The 15,671-nt window shown below is 72.5% G+C and carries 12 protein-coding genes and 1 pseudogene; 7 read left to right on the forward strand and 6 right to left on the reverse strand.

Annotated elements, in window-relative coordinates; genetic code table 11:
• Nucleotides 1–121: 121 nt before the first annotated feature.
• A complete protein-coding gene (locus tag ACOBQU_RS08125) occupies nt 122–547 on the forward strand; it encodes an acyl-CoA thioesterase (RefSeq protein ID WP_423625324.1) in 426 nt (141 codons plus the stop codon).
• Nucleotides 548–683: 136 nt separating this feature from the next.
• Nucleotides 684–1,898, forward strand: coding sequence for a serine hydrolase domain-containing protein (locus ACOBQU_RS08130; RefSeq protein ID WP_423625326.1), 1,215 nt, complete (start codon nt 684–686; stop codon nt 1,896–1,898).
• Between the two features lie 37 nt (nt 1,899–1,935).
• On the opposite strand, the gene ACOBQU_RS08135 is transcribed toward ACOBQU_RS08130, so the two are convergent.
• Nucleotides 1,936–2,616: a S1 family peptidase gene (locus ACOBQU_RS08135; RefSeq protein ID WP_423625328.1), complete on the reverse strand. Its 681-nt coding sequence runs from the start codon at nt 2,614–2,616 to the stop codon at nt 1,936–1,938.
• Nucleotides 2,617–2,801: 185 nt separating this feature from the next.
• Between ACOBQU_RS08135 and ACOBQU_RS08140 the strand changes: the two genes are divergently transcribed.
• From ACOBQU_RS08140 to ACOBQU_RS08150, 3 genes and pseudogenes are all read left to right on the forward strand, one after another.
• On the forward strand, nt 2,802–4,004 hold the full coding sequence (locus tag ACOBQU_RS08140) for a Cmx/CmrA family chloramphenicol efflux MFS transporter (RefSeq protein WP_423625330.1): 1,203 nt from the start codon (nt 2,802–2,804) through the stop codon (nt 4,002–4,004).
• 9 nt (nt 4,005–4,013) lie between these two features.
• Entirely contained in the window at nt 4,014–4,592 is a 579-nt protein-coding gene (locus ACOBQU_RS08145; RefSeq protein WP_423625332.1) for a TetR/AcrR family transcriptional regulator, read from the forward strand.
• Nucleotides 4,593–4,796: 204 nt separating this feature from the next.
• Nucleotides 4,797–7,036 (forward strand): annotated as a pseudogene (locus ACOBQU_RS08150) (alpha-N-acetylglucosaminidase).
• A gap of 98 nt (nt 7,037–7,134) precedes the next feature.
• Here ACOBQU_RS08150 and ACOBQU_RS08155 read toward each other — a convergent pair.
• The gene (locus tag ACOBQU_RS08155; RefSeq protein WP_423625334.1) at nt 7,135–7,779 is read right to left on the reverse strand and encodes a DUF4360 domain-containing protein; all 645 of its coding nucleotides are present in this window, start codon (nt 7,777–7,779) and stop codon (nt 7,135–7,137) included.
• A gap of 409 nt (nt 7,780–8,188) precedes the next feature.
• On the opposite strand from ACOBQU_RS08155, the gene ACOBQU_RS08160 reads away from it, so the two are divergent.
• Nucleotides 8,189–9,016, forward strand: coding sequence for a chitosanase (locus tag ACOBQU_RS08160; RefSeq protein ID WP_423625336.1), 828 nt, complete (start codon nt 8,189–8,191; stop codon nt 9,014–9,016).
• Between the two features lie 77 nt (nt 9,017–9,093).
• Nucleotides 9,094–10,032 (forward strand): alpha/beta fold hydrolase, encoded by a 939-nt coding sequence (locus tag ACOBQU_RS08165; protein WP_423625338.1) that lies wholly within the window; start codon nt 9,094–9,096, stop codon nt 10,030–10,032.
• A gap of 63 nt (nt 10,033–10,095) precedes the next feature.
• On the opposite strand, the gene ACOBQU_RS08170 is transcribed toward ACOBQU_RS08165, so the two are convergent.
• The 4 genes from ACOBQU_RS08170 to pucL form a co-directional block, all read right to left on the reverse strand.
• The gene (locus ACOBQU_RS08170) at nt 10,096–11,445 is read right to left on the reverse strand and encodes a nucleobase:cation symporter-2 family protein (RefSeq protein ID WP_423634336.1); all 1,350 of its coding nucleotides are present in this window, start codon (nt 11,443–11,445) and stop codon (nt 10,096–10,098) included.
• Nucleotides 11,446–11,794: 349 nt separating this feature from the next.
• On the reverse strand, nt 11,795–13,183 hold the full coding sequence (locus ACOBQU_RS08175; RefSeq protein WP_423625340.1) for an 8-oxoguanine deaminase: 1,389 nt from the start codon (nt 13,181–13,183) through the stop codon (nt 11,795–11,797).
• A gap of 77 nt (nt 13,184–13,260) precedes the next feature.
• Nucleotides 13,261–14,679: a nucleobase:cation symporter-2 family protein gene (locus ACOBQU_RS08180; RefSeq protein ID WP_423625342.1), complete on the reverse strand. Its 1,419-nt coding sequence runs from the start codon at nt 14,677–14,679 to the stop codon at nt 13,261–13,263.
• A 52-nt stretch (nt 14,680–14,731) separates the two neighbouring features.
• The gene (gene pucL / locus ACOBQU_RS08185; RefSeq protein ID WP_423625344.1) at nt 14,732–15,664 is read right to left on the reverse strand and encodes a factor-independent urate hydroxylase; all 933 of its coding nucleotides are present in this window, start codon (nt 15,662–15,664) and stop codon (nt 14,732–14,734) included.
• Between the last annotated feature and the right edge of the window lie 7 nt (nt 15,665–15,671).

Consider the following 15,671-nt stretch of genomic DNA (forward strand, 5'->3'; position numbering starts at 1 on the left):
CACGGAGCGAGGCGGGCGAGGATGATCCGGGGACCCGGCACGGAGCGAGGCGGGCGAGGAATGCCGTAGATCGCACAACCGTTGAGCGTTGCACCAGAACCCATAGCCACTAGGGGAAGCCGTGTCGCAGGAGCCGTACTCCGTCAGCATCACCGTCCGTGGATACGAGACGGACTCGCAGGGCCACCTCAACCAGGCCGTCTACCTCCAGTACGCGGAGCACGCGCGCTGGTCGGTCCTGCGCGAGGCGGGCATCTCGCAGGAGGCGCTGCTCTCCAAGGGCGTCGGCCCCGTGGCGCTGGAGAACACGATCCGCTACCGCAGCGAGCTGCGCGCGGGCGACGAGGTCACGGTGTCCTGCGCGTTCGTGTGGGGCGAGGGCCGGACGTTCACCATCGAGCAGGTCGTCACGAAGGCCGACGGGACGGTGTCCGCGACGCTCACCGGCGTGGGCGGGCTGCTCGACCTGAAGGCGCGCAAGATGGTCCCGGACCCCAAGGAGTACTTCAGGGCGCTGGCGTCGGACCCGCGCGTCCTCGGCCTGTAGCCGGGACGGCGGGGGTTAACCCCACCGCGGCCCGGACGATCACCCCATCGCGGCGCCCCGCCCTCCCCGGCCATCGTGGGACACCGCACGGCGGGCACGCCCGCCCCCGTGCCCGTCCCACGACCAGGGGGCCCACATGATCCAGTACGTGATCAAGCACAAGCACGCGACGGGGGGTTTACTCGCCCTGGCCGCGGTGGCCGGTGTCGCGCTGAGCGCACCGCCGGACGACGCGACCCCGCGGCGGAACACCGCCGCGGCGGCCGCGTCCACCGCCGACCACCCCCGCCTCCGCGCCCTCCTGCACCGCCTGACCACGGTCGACGGCGCTCCCGGCGCGCTCGCCGCCGTACAGGACCGGCGCGGCGGCACCACCGTGCTCACCAGCGGGGTCGCGGACGTGCGCAGTCAGGCGCCGGTGCGCCCGGACAGCCGGTTCCGGATCGGCAGCCTGACCAAGCCGTTCGTGGCGACGGTGGTGCTCCAGCTCGTGGGCGAGCGGCGCGTCGCCCTCGACGCGCCCGTGGAGCGCTACCTGCCGGGCGTTGTACGCGGACATGGCAACGACGGGCGGAAGATCACGGTCCGTCAGCTGCTCCAGCACACCAGCGGCGTGCCCGACGTCCTCGACCACCTCAGGCCCCAGGACGTCCTGGACGACCCGCTCGCCCACCACGACGCCCGCGATCTCGTGGACATCGCGCTCGCCCACCCGCCGACCTTCGCTCCGGGCACCGGCTGGAGCTACTCCAGCACCGGCTATCTGCTCGCCGGGATGATCATCGAGAGGGTGACCGGGCACAGCTACCGCGACGAGATCCGCCGACGCGTCATCACCCCCCTCGGCCTGCGCGGCACATCCGCCCCCGGCGACTCCCCGGCGATCCCGGGACCGCACCCGCGCGGCTATGTGCGGCCCGGTCCGAAGGCACCGCTGCGGGACATCACCGCCATCAACCCCTCCGTCGCGGGCGCGGGCGGGGCGATGATCTCCAGCGGCGGCGACCACAACCGGTTCCTGAGCGCGCTGACGCGCGGCAGGCTGCTGCGCCGGGCCCAGCTGCGGCAGATGATGAACACCCGGCCGACCGGCGACGCCGACGGCCGGGCGTACGGCCTGGGCCTGGAGAGCAGGCCCCTGCCCTGCGGCGGCCGCTACTGGGGGCACACCGGCGACATCTTCGGCTACGAGACGGCGGCCGGCGCGACGCTCGACGGCAGGCAGGCCACGGCCATGGCGAACCTCGGGCCGGGCAGCTCGGACGCCCAGAGCGACGACCTCCAGGCCGCCGTCGAGACGGCCCTGTGCGAGCGCCGACCGCACGGCGCCGGGCCCGGCGGCGACCGCTAAGACCCGGCGTCGTACCTGACGCGGTACCCGCCTGGTCCTAGTACCCGACGCGCAGGCCGTGGCGGCTGAGGATCGGCGCCACCGGCTGGTAGAACGTCGTGCCGCCCGAGGCGCAGTTGCCGCTGCCGCCGACGAGGACGCCGACGGCGGAGTCGCCGCTGAACGCGGGGCCGCCGCTGTCGCCGGGTTCGGCGCAGACGTTGGTGCGGATGAGCCCGTACACGACGCCCTGCGGGTAGGTGACCGTGCTGTTGAGGGACTGAATGGTCCCGCAGTGCGTGCCGGTCGTGGGGCCCGTGCGGCAGACCTGCTGGCCCACGACCGGCCGGTCGGCGTCGTTGATGCGGAGGCCGCCGGAGCCGTACCTGACCTCGCTGGGGTAGGAGACGTCCCGGTTGGTGTAGCGCAGCAGCGAGTAGTCGCTGCCGGGGAAGACCGCCGTCTCGGTCACGCCGACCGGGATGGTGAGGCGGGGGTCGGCGTACCACTGGGTGCCGACGGAGCCGCACTGCCCGTCCATGATCCCGTAGAAGTCCCTGCCGTCGGTGGCGTTGAAGCCGACGGTGCAGCGACCACCGCCGCCGCGGTACAGCGGGTCGCCGCCGCGCACCACCGCCTGGGCGGTCGTGTCGGCGGTGGCGCCGGGGGCCGCCGCGAGCGGGCCGAGGGCCACGAGCGCGGCGCACAGTAAGCGGACGACGATCCGACGGTGCCTCATGGTGCCTCCTGTGGGGAGAAGGTGACGGCGTGGGCATTGTTGCGCCGACCCGGGGGTCCGTCACGGGTCGCGGCAACGCCCTTCACTCGTTTTGAAGCGCTCGCTTCAGAACATGCTAGGGTCCATCCGAGTTCTGAAGCGAGTGATTCAAAAAACGGGAACGCTGGAACAGAGGGAGGGGTCTCATGCCGCTCGCGGTCTATGTGTTGGCGCTCGGCATCTTCACCCAGGGGACGTCGGAGTTCATGCTGTCCGGGCTGCTGCCGGGCATGTCCGAGGACCTGGGCGTGTCCATACCCGACGCCGGGCTGCTCATCTCGGCCTTCGCGATCGGCATGGTCGTCGGCGCGCCGCTGCTCGCGGTGGCGACGCTGCGCTGGCCGCGCCGCACGGCGCTGGTGCTGCTCCAGGCCGTGTTCGTCGCGGGACACGTGGTGGGCGCGCTCGCGCCGGGGTACGGCGTGCTGTTCGCGACGCGGGTCGTCAGCGCCCTCGCCTACGCGGGGTTCTGGGGCGTGGCGGTGGCCACGGCCGTGGCGCTGGTGCCGGGCGAGGCCAAGAGCCGGGCGGTCGCGCTGGTCGCGGGCGGCCTGACGCTCGCGACCATCGTGGGCGTCCCGGCGGGGACGGTGCTGAGCCAGTCCGCGAGCTGGCGGGCCGCGTTCTGGGCGGTGGCGGCGGCGACCGCCGTCAGCCTGGCCGCCACCGCGGTCGCCGTGCCGGGCGGGCGGGGCGCGCGGGAGGCGCCGTCCGTGCGCGCCGAACTGCGCGGCATGCGACGGCCGCAGCTCTGGCTGTCGTACGCCGTGACGGGCTTCGCGTTCGGCGCGGTCATCGTGACGTTCTCGTATCTGGCGTCGCTGCTCACCGACGAGAGCGGCCTGAGCGAGGGCTGGGTGCCCGCCGTGCTCGCCCTGTTCGGGGCGGGCGGCATGCTGGGCCTGCTGCTCGGCGGGCGCACCGCGCAGGCGCACGCGGTCGGGACGCTGAGCTGGGGGCTCGCCGCGCTCGCGGTGATCTCGGCGGCGCTCGCGCTGACCGCGCACACGACGCTCGCCGTCGTCATCGCCCTGGTGTTCCTGCTGGGCGCGGCCGGGTACGTCACCAACCCGGCGCTCCAGTCCCGGGTGTTCACCCTCGCGCCGGACGCGCCCACGCTGGTCGGCGCCACCAACACGGCCGCGTTCAACGTCGGCAACACGCTGGCGCCGATGCTGGGCGGCCTGACCATCGACGCCGGGTACGGCTACACGTCGGTGGCCTGGGTCGGCGCGGGCCTGGCCGCGCTCGGGTGCGCGGCGGCGCTGTGGGCGGGGCGCCTGGAGCGGGCGACGGCGGCCCCCCAGGACGCCGGGACGAGTTTTGAGAAGGTGTTCCAAAACGGGTAGGCTCGGCGCATGGCCAGGCCACGACAGTTCGACGAGGACCACGTCATCACCGCCGCCATGGAGACCTTCTGGCGCCACGGGTACGAGGGCACCTCCACCCGGGACCTGTGCCAGAGCACGGGCCTTGGCCCCTCCAGCCTGTACAACACCTTCGGCGGCAAGCGCGAGCTGTATCTGCGGGCCCTCGACCGCTACTACGAGACCGTCACGGCCGAGCAGGTCGAGCGGCTCCGGGGGCCGGGGACAGCCAAGGAGCGGCTGCGCGCGATGATGCTGCACTCCGTCGACAGCGATCTCGACGCCGACGACCGGCGCGGCTGCTTCGCGATCAACGCGGCGATCGAGCTGGCCGCGCTCGACCCGGACGTCAGGCGGGTCGTGCGGCGCAACTTCCGCCGCGTCGAGGACGAGGTGCGCGCGGTCGTCGCCGAGGGCCAGGCGGCGGGCGAGATCCCGGTGGACCGCGACGCCCGCGCCCTGGCCCGGCACGTGCAGAGCACGTACTACGGCCTGCGTGTGCTCGGCCGGGTCCAGGATGACCGGGAGGTGCTCGTCGCCACGGTGGACGGGGCGCTGGAGAGGCTGTGAGCGGTGCGGGCGGTGTGCGGCCCGTCGCGGGGCGCCCCAGACCCGCCCCTTCACCGAAACCAGGGGGCTCCGCCCCCTGGCACCCCCGCCCATCGGCCTTCGGCCTCGTCCTCAAACGCCGGACGGGCTGGATCCTGCCGGTCGCGGCAGAGTTTCAGCCCGTCCGGCGTTTGAGGACGAGCCGCGAAGCGGCAAGGAGCCCCCATGCCCCCACTCCCCCGCCGCGCCCTCCTCGCCGGAGCGGCCGCGGCCGCCGCGGCGACCGCCGGAGCGACCCTGGCCTGCTCCGGCGGCCACACCCCCGACAGCGCGCCCAGGAGCACCCGGGCCCCCCGGGGGACCCCGCGCGCCGCCGAGGCCGCCGCCCGGCGCCTGCTGCCCCGCCACGCCGACCAGCTCACGTTCAGGCCCCTGCCGGACGGGCCCCCTGACACCTTCCGCGTCTCAGGAGAGCGCGGCGCCGTCGTCATCGCCGGATCCACCCCGGCCGTGCAGCTCAAGGGCCTGTACCACTACCTGAAGCACACCGCGCGCGCCAACGTCACCTGGGCGGGCCACCAGCTCGACCTGCCGACGACGCTGCCCGCTCCCGGCGCGCCCGTCACCCGCCGCGCCAACGTCCCCCACCGCTTCGCCCTCAACGACACCAACGACGGCTACACGAACGCGTACCACGACTGGACGTACTGGGAGCGCGAGCTGGACGTGCTCGCGCTGCACGGCTACAACGAGGTGCTGGTGTACGTCGGCGCGGACGCCGTCCACCACCGGGTGTTCCAGGAGTTCGGGTACGGGGACGCGGAGCTGCGGGCCTGGCTGCCCGCCCCGGCGCACCAGCCGTGGTGGCTGCTGCAGAATATGGCGTCGTTCCCCCGGCCCCGCCCCCGCTGTCACGGCGGCTGCTGGCGCGCCGCGCCCGGCTCGGGCGGCGCATCGCCGACCGGCTCCGCGAGCTGGGCATGACGCCCGTGCTCCCGGGCTGCTCCGGCACCGTCCCGCCGGGCTTCGCCGCGCGGAACCCCGGCGCCCGGACCGTGCCGCAGGGCAGCTGGATGGGCTTCGCGCGGCCCGACTGGCTGGATCCGCGCACGGAGTGGTTCGCGCGGGTCGCCGCCGCCTTCTACCGCGTGCAGGACGAGCTGTTCGGGCCCTCCACGATGTACAAGGCGGACCTGCTGCACGAGGGCGGGACACCCGGTGACGTACCGGTGGGCGAGGCGGCGCGGGGTGTCGAGAAGGCGCTGCGGGCCGCGCACCCGGACGCCGTCTGGGTCGTCCTCGGCTGGCGGCACAACCCGCCGAAGGAGCTGACCGACGCCGTGGACCGCGCCCGCACGCTCGTCGTCGACGGGCTCAGCGACCGCTATCCGCGCGTCACCGACCGCGAGTCCGACTGGGGCGCGACGCCCTACACCTTCGGCTCGATCTGGAACTTCGGCGGACACACCGCGCTCGGCGCCAACACCCCCGACTGGGCCGCCCTGTACGAGCGCTGGCGCACCAGGGAGGGCAGCGCGCTGCGCGGCATCTCGCTGCTGCCGGAGGCCGCCGACGACAACCCGGCGGCGTTCGAGCTGTTCTCCGAACTCCCTTGGCAGACAGGCGAGTTGGACCTGAAGGAGTGGTTCGGGCAGTGGGCCGTGTCCCGGTACGGGGGTGTCGACCGGCACGCCACGGCCGCCTGGGACGTGCTGCGCCGCACCTGTTACGGCACCACCCGCGCGGACGGCTGGGCCGAGGGCGCGGACGGCCTGTTCGGCGCGCGACCCTCGCTGACGGCCGCCTCGGCGGCCTCCTGGTCGCCGAAGGCGTCACGCTACGACCCCGACGCGTTCGCCCCCGCGCTCGGCCATCTGCTGTCCGTACGGCGGGAGTTGAGGTCGTCGACGGCCTACCGCCGGGACCTGCTCGACGTGGCGCGGCAGGCCCTGTCCAACCGGAGCCGGGTGCTGCTGCCGCACATCAAGGCGGCGTACGACGCGCGGGACACCGGCCGCTTCGACCGGCTCACCCGCACCTGGCTCGGCCTGATCGACCTGCTCGACCAGCTGGTGGCCACCGACTCCCGGCATCTGCTCGGGCGGTGGGTGGCCGACGCGCGCGCCTGGGGCGCCGACGCCCGCGAGCGCGAGCGGCTCGCCCACGACCAGCTGACGCTGGTCACCGTGTGGGGCACCCGCGCCGGGGCCGACGCGGGCCTGAGCAACTACGCGAACCGCGAGTGGGCGGGCCTGGTCGGCGGGCTCTACCGGCTGCGCTGGCGCACGTACTTCGCGGAGCTGCGCGCCGCCCTCGACGGCGACCGCGCGCCCCGGGACATCGACTGGTACGCGGTCGAGGAGCGGTGGCTCCGCGCGCCGGGGCGGCTCGCCACGCGGCCCGAGGGGGACACGTACGCGATCGCGAAGCGGGTGCGGGACGTGCTGGCGGGCCGGCGGGGGTGAGGTGACGCGTCTCCGGACGGCGGCGCCGGTCCCTCCGGAGACGCGCCCTCCTCACCCGGCTCGGGTCAGCACCTCGTGGGGCCGGGTCGGCGCGGGCGTCAGCGCGGGCACTCCTTCCACTTCACACGGTAGATGGTGCTGATGTCCCCGTCGGTGGAGTCCATCGTCATGAAGCTGGTCTTGCTGGCGTCGGAGTTGCCGAGGTCGACGCGCAGCTCGGTGTTGATGTTGAAGTTGCGCTTCTTGCCGCAGGGCGCCCAGACCAGCTGGGTGACCTCGGTCTCGTCGGTGGCCTGCCAGTTGTCGGCCACCGGCCCGGTGAAGGCGTGCGACTTGGCGCCGGTGTCCGGGGAGCCCTGGAAGTAGTACGAGGCCTTCTCGGTGCCCTTGGCGCCGCGCTGGAGCGAGGCGAAGCCGCGGTAGTCGGCGCTGGCGATCGCGTACGTGAAGCCCTGCGGCACGTGGACGATCAGGCTGAGCTGGCAGTTCTTGCGGAACGCCGTGGGCGCGGAGTTGCCCCCGGCCTGCGCGAGGTAGTCGCTGTAGGTGACCGTGAAGGCGGTGTTGTCCTGGGACACGGCGACGGCGGCCGTGCCTCTCGGGCAGCCCGAACCGTTCACGGTCGCTATCTGGATCTCGATCCTGTCGGGCGGCGGGTCGCTGAACTCCGCCGGGTTCTGCGCGGGCAGACCCGCGGCCAGCAGGGCGGCGAGGGCGCCGCCTCCGAGCAGTACTGCGGACATGTGTCGTGTTCTCCCATCCAGTGTGTGCCCGTGCCGTACCGGCGCAGGGCGCGGCGGCACGAGGTGGGGGTTGTGAGCGGAACTGGAGTGGTGCGGGAGGAGCTGACTCAGCCGTCGCGCCGGGCCGCGACGGGCCGGGGCGCGATGAGCGGCGGCTGAGGGTGCTGGGATCGTACGGACCAGCGTGAGCAGCGACTAGGGCGATGTCCGGCCATGTACACGGGGCTCCCGGGGCCCCGTGGGGCGCTGGACCGCTCGTTATCGGGCAGCGCGGCGAGTGATTCCCGCCAACGGTTCCGGACTCGACGGGTGCTTGACGGGTATACGTCACACGGAATCTCTGGTAGGAAACCTTCCTATCAGAACGCGATCGACGCGGAACCCTGAACTCCCCTCTCTGGAGGTCCCGTTGCACGCCCAGCGCACCCCCCACCCGCACACCTCGCGACGTGCCCTGATCGGCCTGATAGGCGCGGCCCTGATAGCGGGCCCGCTCCTGACGACCCAGTCGGCGAGCGCCGCCGCCCCCGGGCTCGACGACCCGGCGAAGAAGGAAATCGCCATGAAGCTGGTCTCCAGCGCGGAGAACTCCTCGCTGGACTGGAAGGCGCAGTACAAGTACATCGAGGACATCAACGACAAGCGCGGCTACACCGCGGGGATCATCGGCTTCTGTTCCGGCACCGGCGACATGCTCGACCTGGTCGAGCTGTACGCCGAGCGCAAGCCCGGCAACGTCCTGGAGAAGTACCTTCCCGCGCTGCGCCGCGTGAACGGCACCGACTCGCACGCGGGCCTCGACCCGAACTTCACCAAGGACTGGAAGAAGGCCGCCCAGGACCCCGCCTTCCAGCAGGCCCAGAACGACGAGCGCGACCGCGTGTACTTCAACCCGGCCGTCAAGCAGGGCAAGGCCGACGGCATCGGCGTCCTCGGCCAGTTCGCCTACTACGACGCGATCGTCATGCACGGCGACGGCTCCGACAAGACCAGCTTCACCAACATCCGCAAGCGCGCCCTGCGTTCCGCCAAGCCCCCGGCGCAGGGCGGCGACGAGGTGAAGTACCTGCACGCCTTCCTCGACGCCCGGGTGTGGGCGATGAAGCAGGAGGAGGCCCACGAGGACACCAGCCGCGTCGACACCGCCCAGCGGGTCTTCCTCAACAAGCGGAACCTGAACCTGAACCCGCCGCTGGACTGGAAGGTCTACGGCGAGTCGTTCCACATCGGCCGCTGACGGCGCGTGACGCACGGGGGCGCGGGGCCACGGGCGGCTCTTGCGCCCCTTCACGCACGGGAGTTACGTTCCCCGCCATGACCAACAGGCGGACAGTACTGCGGGGCATCACAGCGGTGGCCGGGGGCACGGCCCTGGCCGGGGCGGCGGCCGGGACCGCCGCGGGCCAAGGGCGCGGGCCCCGGACGTATGTGCTGGTGCACGGCACCAACAGCGCCGGTTCGTTCTGGGCGGCGATCGCCCGGGAGCTGACGCTGCGCGGGCACCGCGTCATCGCCGTGGACCAGCCGCTGCACGGCACCGAGGCATACCTCCCGGCGGCCTACCAGACCCAGGACCTGAACGCGCTCGCCGTCGAGCCCACGCCGCTGGGGCGGCTCGGCCTCGACGACTTCGAGCGGCGCGTGACCCGGGTGGTGCGCCGCGCCGCCGGTGACGGGCGCGTGGTGCTCGTCGGGCACAGCATGGGCGGCGTCTCCGTCAGCCGCGTCGCCAGCGCCGTGCCCCACCTCCTGGAGCACCTGGTGTACATGGCGGCGTACTGCCCGAGCCCGGCGCTGCCCACCATCGCCGACTGCATGGGCGCCCCGGAGGCCGCCGACGCGGTCGTGCCCGACAAGCTGGTCGTCGGCGACCCCGCCGTGCTCGGCGTGGTCCGGCTCAACCTCCGTACGGGCGACGCCAAGGCGCTGGCGCTGTTCAAGGAGATGATGTGCGCGGACTACCCGGACGCGGCGTTCCGGCGGGTGCTCGCGGGGCTCCAGCCCGACGAGTCGGACCGGGTGGCCTACGACCGGGCCGTCGGGGAGGCCGCGACCTGGGGGCGGGTGCCGCGTACGTATCTGCGGTTCGGCAGGGACCGGCTCATCACTCCCGCGCTCCAGGACCGGATGGTCAGGGAGGCGGACGCGCGGACGCCGGGGAACCGCTTCCGGGTGGTGGACTTCCCGGCCGCCTCGCACATCGGGCCGCTCGACCCCGAGCCGGTGGTGCAGGCGCTGCTGGGGGTGGGCTGAGGGGGACGCCCCGGGCCCGCCCCTTCCCCAGGCCAGCGGGCCGCCGCCCGGGCGCGCTCGTCCTCAGACGCCGGACGGGCTGGAGATCGCCCGGGTGTCGGCGATGTCCTCGCCCGGCTCCATGGGGGCCGTCACCTCGTCCGCCTCCTGGCCCTTGCCCAGGTGGTTGAAGAGGAGGTTCAGGACGACGGCGGCGACACAGCCCGTGGAGATGCCCGAGTCGAGGATGATCTTCGCGGTCTCCGGGAAGGCGTGGTAGAACTCCGGCTCCGCTATCGGTATGAGGCCGACGGCCAGGGAGACCGCGACGATCAGGACGTTGTTGTCCTTCTCCAGGCCCGCCTTGACGAGGGTCTGGATGCCGCTGGCGGCGACCGAGCCGAACAGGACCACGCCCGCGCCGCCGAGGACCGGGCGGGGGACGACCGCGATCAGCGAGGCCGCCATCGGACACAGGCCCATCAGGACGAGGAAGCCGCCGCCGACGGCGACGACGTACCTGCTGCGGATCCTCGTCATCGCGACCAGGCCGATGTTCTGGGCGAACGCGCTGCACATGAACCCGTTGAACAGGGGGCTGACCGCCGAGCCGAGGGTGTCGGCGCGCAGGCCCGCGGCGATGGTCCGCTCGTCGGCGGGGCGGTCCACGATCTCGCCGAGCGCCAGCATGTCGGCGGTGGACTCCGTCATGGAGACGATCATGACGACGCACAGGGAGACGATGGCGGCCGCCTGGAACTGGGGCGCGCCGAAGTGGAACGGCGTCGGGAAGCCGACGGCGTCCGCCTCGGTGACCGGGGCGAAGTCCGTCACGCCGAACGGGATCGCCACGAGCGTGCCGAGGACCAGGCCGAGCAGCACCGCGATCTGTTTCACGAAGCCCCGGGTGAACCGGCGCAGCAGCAGCACGATGAGCAGGGTGATGCCCGCGAGGGCCAGGTACTTGCCCGTGCCGTAGTCGTCCGCCGCCGGGTTCGGGCCCTGGGCCCAGCCGAAGGCGACCGGCATCAGGGAGATGCCGATGAGGGTGATGACCGTACCCGTGACGACGGGCGGGAAGAAGCGGACGGCCTTGGAGAAGAACGGGGCGGCGAGGAAGCCGAGGAGGCCCGCGACGATGACGGCGCCGAAGATGACGGGCAGCGCGTCGTCCTTGTCCTTGGTGGAGTCGACGATCGCGATCATGGGGGCGACGCCCGCGAAGGTGACGCCGTTGACGAAGGGCAGACGGGCGCCGATCTTCCAGACGCCGAGGGTCTGGAGGAAGGTGGCGAGGCCCGCCGTGAACAGGCAGGCGCCGGTGAGGAAGGTGAGTTCCTTCGGGGACAGGCCGACGGCCGCGCCGACGATCAGGGGCGGGGCGACGACGCCCGCGTACATGGCGGCGACGTGCTGGAGGCCCGTCGTCGCCATCTTCAGGGGCGGCAGTGTCTCGTCGACGGGATGCCTGGCCGCCGTCGGCGCGGCGGCAGGCTCTCCGGGACTGGGAGCCGTTCCGGGGGTGGGGTGCTGCTTGCTGAACCTGGGCGTGTTCGCCACGGTGGGTCCTCCGGTTGTTTTCCAGCGCCCGCCGTGGCGGGCGCTTTTCGCTTCTGGGAGGTGGTGCGGACGTGCTCGGTATGCGGTTGTCGTGCGCCCAGGCAGTGCTCACCGCCCCGGGAACGTGAGGCGTCGGGCCACGTTCCGGGGCGGCACTCAAGCGGCCCGCTCGGCTGCTTGAGTCCGGTCAGGGGCCGTCCCCCTGACCGGAGTTCTCGTGGGGTCAGCTTCCGGCCGCGATGCGGGCCAGTCGCCGGGCCTCGTCCCGCGTGGCGCGGGCGATGGCGTCCTCGTCGGCATGCACCAGGCGGCCGTGCTCGACGACCGGCTCGCCGCCGACGAGGGAGAGGGTGACCGGCGCGGCGGCGCCGAAGACCAGCGCGGTGACCGGGTCGGCGATCGAGGCGTGCCCGATGCCGTCGACCTTCCACAGGACCAGGTCGGCGAGCTTGCCCGCTTCGAGCGAGCCGATCTGGTCCGCCCGGCCGAGCACCCGGGCGCCGCCGTACGTGCCCAGGCGCAGTGCCTGACGGGCCGTCAGGGCGGCTTGGCGGTGGGCGCCGAGGCGGTTGATGAGCAGGGCGTTGCGCAGCTCGGTGTGAAGTTCGCCGGACTCGTTGGAGGCGGTGCCGTCCACGCCGAGGCCAACGGGGACGCCCGCGGCCAGCATGTCGGGCACGCGGGCGATCCCGGCGGCGAGCCGGGCGTTGGACGAGGGGCAGTGGGCGACGCCGGTGCCGGTGCGGGCGAAGGCGGCGATGTCGTCGTCGTTCATATGGACGCAGTGCGCCATCCACACGTCGTCGCCCAGCCAGCCCGTCGACGCGAAGTAGTCGGTGGGGCCCATGCCGAACAGCTCGTGGCAGAACTTCTCCTCCTCCACCGTCTCGCTGCCGTGGGTGTGCAGCCGTACACCGAGGCGGCGGGCCAACTCCGCTGCCTGGCGCATGAGTTCGGTGGAGACGGAGAACGGGGAGCAGGGCGCGACGGCGACCTGCGTCATGGAGCCGAAGGAGGCGTCGTGGTGCTGGTTGACGGTCTCCTCGGTGGCGGCGAGCGCGGCGTCCAGGCTCTCCACGGCGAAGTCCGGGGGCAGTCCGCCGTCCTTCTCGCCGCGGTCCATGGAGCCGCGGGCCAGGGTGAAGCGGACGCCCATGTCGCGGGCGGCGCCGATGATGGCGCCCGAGAGGTCGCCGGTGCCCTGCGGGTAGACGTAGTGGTGGTCCATGGCGGTGGTGACGCCGCCGCGGGCCATCATGGCGAGGGAGCCCTGGGCGGCGGCGCGGACCATGTCCTCGTCGATGCGGGCCCACGTCGGGTAGAGCGCGACCAGCCAGTCGAAAAGGTTGTGGTCGGTGGCCAGGCCCCGGGTGATCCACTGGTAGAAGTGGTGGTGGGTGTTGATCAGGCCGGGGGTCGCGAGGTGGCCGGTGCCGTCGACGCGGCGCCCGACGTCCGCGAGGCCCTCGGGGGCCTTCCCCGCGCCGACGGACTCGATCCGGTCGCCCGCGACGACGAGGTGTCCGCAGGCGTACTCGGTGTCGTCGGCGTCGACGGTGGCGATGGCCACGTTCTCGATGACGGTGCGCTGAGGGGCTGCCGAAGGTGCCATGGAGCTTCCCTTCTGGGGTGAGTGGCGGGACGGGTCCCCCTGCTCCCGGGGAGCCGGAGGGAGGGCACGGCAGGACCCTAGGGAGATTTGAGTGCCGCGGCTTCGCTGGGCGCGCCGCCACGGGTGCCGAGGTGGTGGAAGAACAGGTTCAGCGAGACGGCGACGAGGGCGCCCGCGCTGATGCCGGAGCCGAGCACGGTCTGCGCCCAGGCCGGGAAGTCGGTGTAGAAGGCGGGCGCGGCGAGCGGGATGATGCCCGCGCCGAGCGACACGGCGACCAGGACGATGTTGGAGCTGTCGTCGAGCCCGGCCTGGGACAGGGTGCGGATGCCGCTGACGGCGATGGAGCCGAAGAGCACGATGCCCGCGCCGCCGAGGACCGGCATGGGGACCAGGCTGACGACCGCGCCGAGCACCGGGAAGGCGCCGAGGACGATCAGCGCGCCGCCCGCGACGGCGACGACATAGCGGCTGCGCACCCGCGTCAGCGACACGACGCCGACGTTCTGCGCGAAGGCCGACGTCGGGAAGCCGCCGAAGACCGGCCCCACGAGGGTGGCGATGCCGTCGGTGCGCAGGCCGCGCGTGATGGTGGCGCCGTCGGTCCTGCGCTCGCAGATCTCGCCGAGGGCGAGCATGCCCGCGCTGGACTCGGTCATCAGGACGAGCATCACGATGCACAGGGAGAGGATCGCCGCCGCGTTGAACTCCGGCGCGCCGGACGCGAAGGGCGTGGGCAGCGCCGCGACGGGCGCGGACCCGAGCGCGGAGAAGTCGGCGAGGCCGAACGGGATCGCCGCCACCGTACCGATCAACAGGCCCATGAGCAGGGCGACTTGACGGAAGAAGCCGCGGGCGAACCGCTGGAAGCAGAGGATGACGACGAGGGTGAAGGCGGCCAGCGCCAGGTAGCGCATGTCGCCGAAGTCCTCCGCCTCCTTGTTGCCGCCCTGCGCCCAGGTGACGGGGACGGGCATGAGCGTCACGCCGATGAGGGTGATGACGACTCCGGTGACCAGCGGCGGGAAGAAGCGCAGGAGCCGCCCGAAGAACGGCCCGACGGCCAGGCAGAAGACCCCGGCGACCATCACCGCCCCGTAGATGGCGGGGAGTTGATGGCCCTTGTCGCTGTTCTCGGCGATGGCGAGGATCGGCGCGATCCCGGCGGACGAGGCGGCGTTGACGAACGGCAGGCGGTTGCCGACGACGCCCTTGACGCCGAGGGTCTGGAGCAGCGTGGCGAGGCCCGCGATCAGCAGGCTCGCCGCGATGAGCCGGGTCTGGGCGGCGGTGTCCAGGCCGACGGCCTGGCCGATGATGAGCGGAGGGGTGACGACGCCCGCGTACATGGCGGCGATGTGCTGGAGCGCCGCGGGGACGAGCCGCGAGGGGTGGAGCTTCTCGTCGACCGGGTGGCAGACGGGAGTTGAGGCACCGTCAGGTACCGGCGGGGTGGAACACGGGCCGTCGGTCGGCCCTTGTGGGGGCTGTGCCATAGCAGTCGTTCCCTCCAAGGTGGCGGGCCCCGGCGGGGGCCCGCGGCCCGCGTCAGAGGTTGGTCATGTCGACCGGGATCCTGGCCTCGGCTCCGTCGCGCAGGATGGTGGCCTCGATGAGGCCGTAGGGACGGTCCGCGGCGTAGTAGACCGCGCCGTCCTTGGCCTCGTTGTCGAGGCCGCAGAAGGACAGGTCCTGGCGGAAGTGGTGCTTGTTGGGCGCGGAGAAGCGGATCTCGTCGATCTCGCCGCGGTTGTTGATGACCCGCGAGCCCATCTGGTACAGCGTCTGCTGGAGCGAGAGGGAGTAGGTCTCCACGAAGGCGTGCAGGATGTGCTTCTTCGCCTGCTCGTAGGACTTGTTCCAGTGCGGCATGCGCTGCTCGTCGCTGGTCCAGTTGTGCCGCCACCACGTGGACAGGGACGTGGCGAGGATGCGGTCGTAGTCCTCCTGGAGCGTGGTGTACTTGTCCTTGATGTAGCCCCAGAACTCGCTGTTCGTGGTGTTCATGACGGTCAGGTCCTTCAGACCGCTGAGCACCTCGAACTTCTCGCCGTCGTAGGTGATCTGGGCGAGCCGCGTCTCCTGCCCCTTGCGGACGAAGGAGTGCTTGACCTCGTCGGCGCCGATGAACTGGGAGTTGGCGTCGGAGGCGGCGATGCGCTCCCAGGCGTACTCCTCGATGCGGATGCGCGCCCGGTGGATGGAGGGCTGGCTGTCCACGAAGTGCCGGGCGAGGTGGATGCCGTACTGCTCGGCGGACTCGATGCCGTGCTCCTTGGCGAAGGCGAAGCAGGTGTTCTTGGTGGTGTCCGTCGGCAGGCAGTTGGCGTTGGAGCCGTTGTAGTGGACGTCGTCCAGGTCGCCGGAGAGGGCGACGGAGACGTTCAGGTCCTTGATGTGGTGGGTGTCGCCGTCCCGCGTGATCTTCACGACTCGGTTCTCGGCCTTGCCGTACTGGTTCTGGCCCAGGATCGTCGGCATGTGTCTG

Source organism: Streptomyces sp. G45, from assembly GCF_049542095.1.
Classification (GTDB): Bacteria; Actinomycetota; Actinomycetes; order Streptomycetales; family Streptomycetaceae; genus Streptomyces.

What these genes read in the sequence shown, in the direction of transcription:
- ACOBQU_RS08155 (WP_423625334.1), bottom strand. Translation starts at nt 7,779, where the DNA reads ATGTCCGCAGTACTGCTCGGAGGCGGCGCCCTCGCCGCCCTGCTGGCC.
- ACOBQU_RS08140 (WP_423625330.1), top strand. Translation starts at nt 2,802, where the DNA reads ATGCCGCTCGCGGTCTATGTGTTGGCGCTCGGCATCTTCACCCAGGGG.
- ACOBQU_RS08165 (WP_423625338.1), top strand. Translation starts at nt 9,094, where the DNA reads ATGACCAACAGGCGGACAGTACTGCGGGGCATCACAGCGGTGGCCGGG.
- ACOBQU_RS08170 (WP_423634336.1), bottom strand. Translation starts at nt 11,445, where the DNA reads ATGGCGACGACGGGCCTCCAGCACGTCGCCGCCATGTACGCGGGCGTC.
- ACOBQU_RS08135 (WP_423625328.1), bottom strand. Translation starts at nt 2,616, where the DNA reads ATGAGGCACCGTCGGATCGTCGTCCGCTTACTGTGCGCCGCGCTCGTG.
- ACOBQU_RS08175 (WP_423625340.1), bottom strand. Translation starts at nt 13,183, where the DNA reads ATGGCACCTTCGGCAGCCCCTCAGCGCACCGTCATCGAGAACGTGGCC.
- ACOBQU_RS08145 (WP_423625332.1), top strand. Translation starts at nt 4,014, where the DNA reads ATGGCCAGGCCACGACAGTTCGACGAGGACCACGTCATCACCGCCGCC.
- ACOBQU_RS08130 (WP_423625326.1), top strand. Translation starts at nt 684, where the DNA reads ATGATCCAGTACGTGATCAAGCACAAGCACGCGACGGGGGGTTTACTC.
- ACOBQU_RS08180 (WP_423625342.1), bottom strand. Translation starts at nt 14,679, where the DNA reads ATGGCACAGCCCCCACAAGGGCCGACCGACGGCCCGTGTTCCACCCCG.
- pucL (WP_423625344.1), bottom strand. Translation starts at nt 15,664, where the DNA reads ATGCCGACGATCCTGGGCCAGAACCAGTACGGCAAGGCCGAGAACCGA.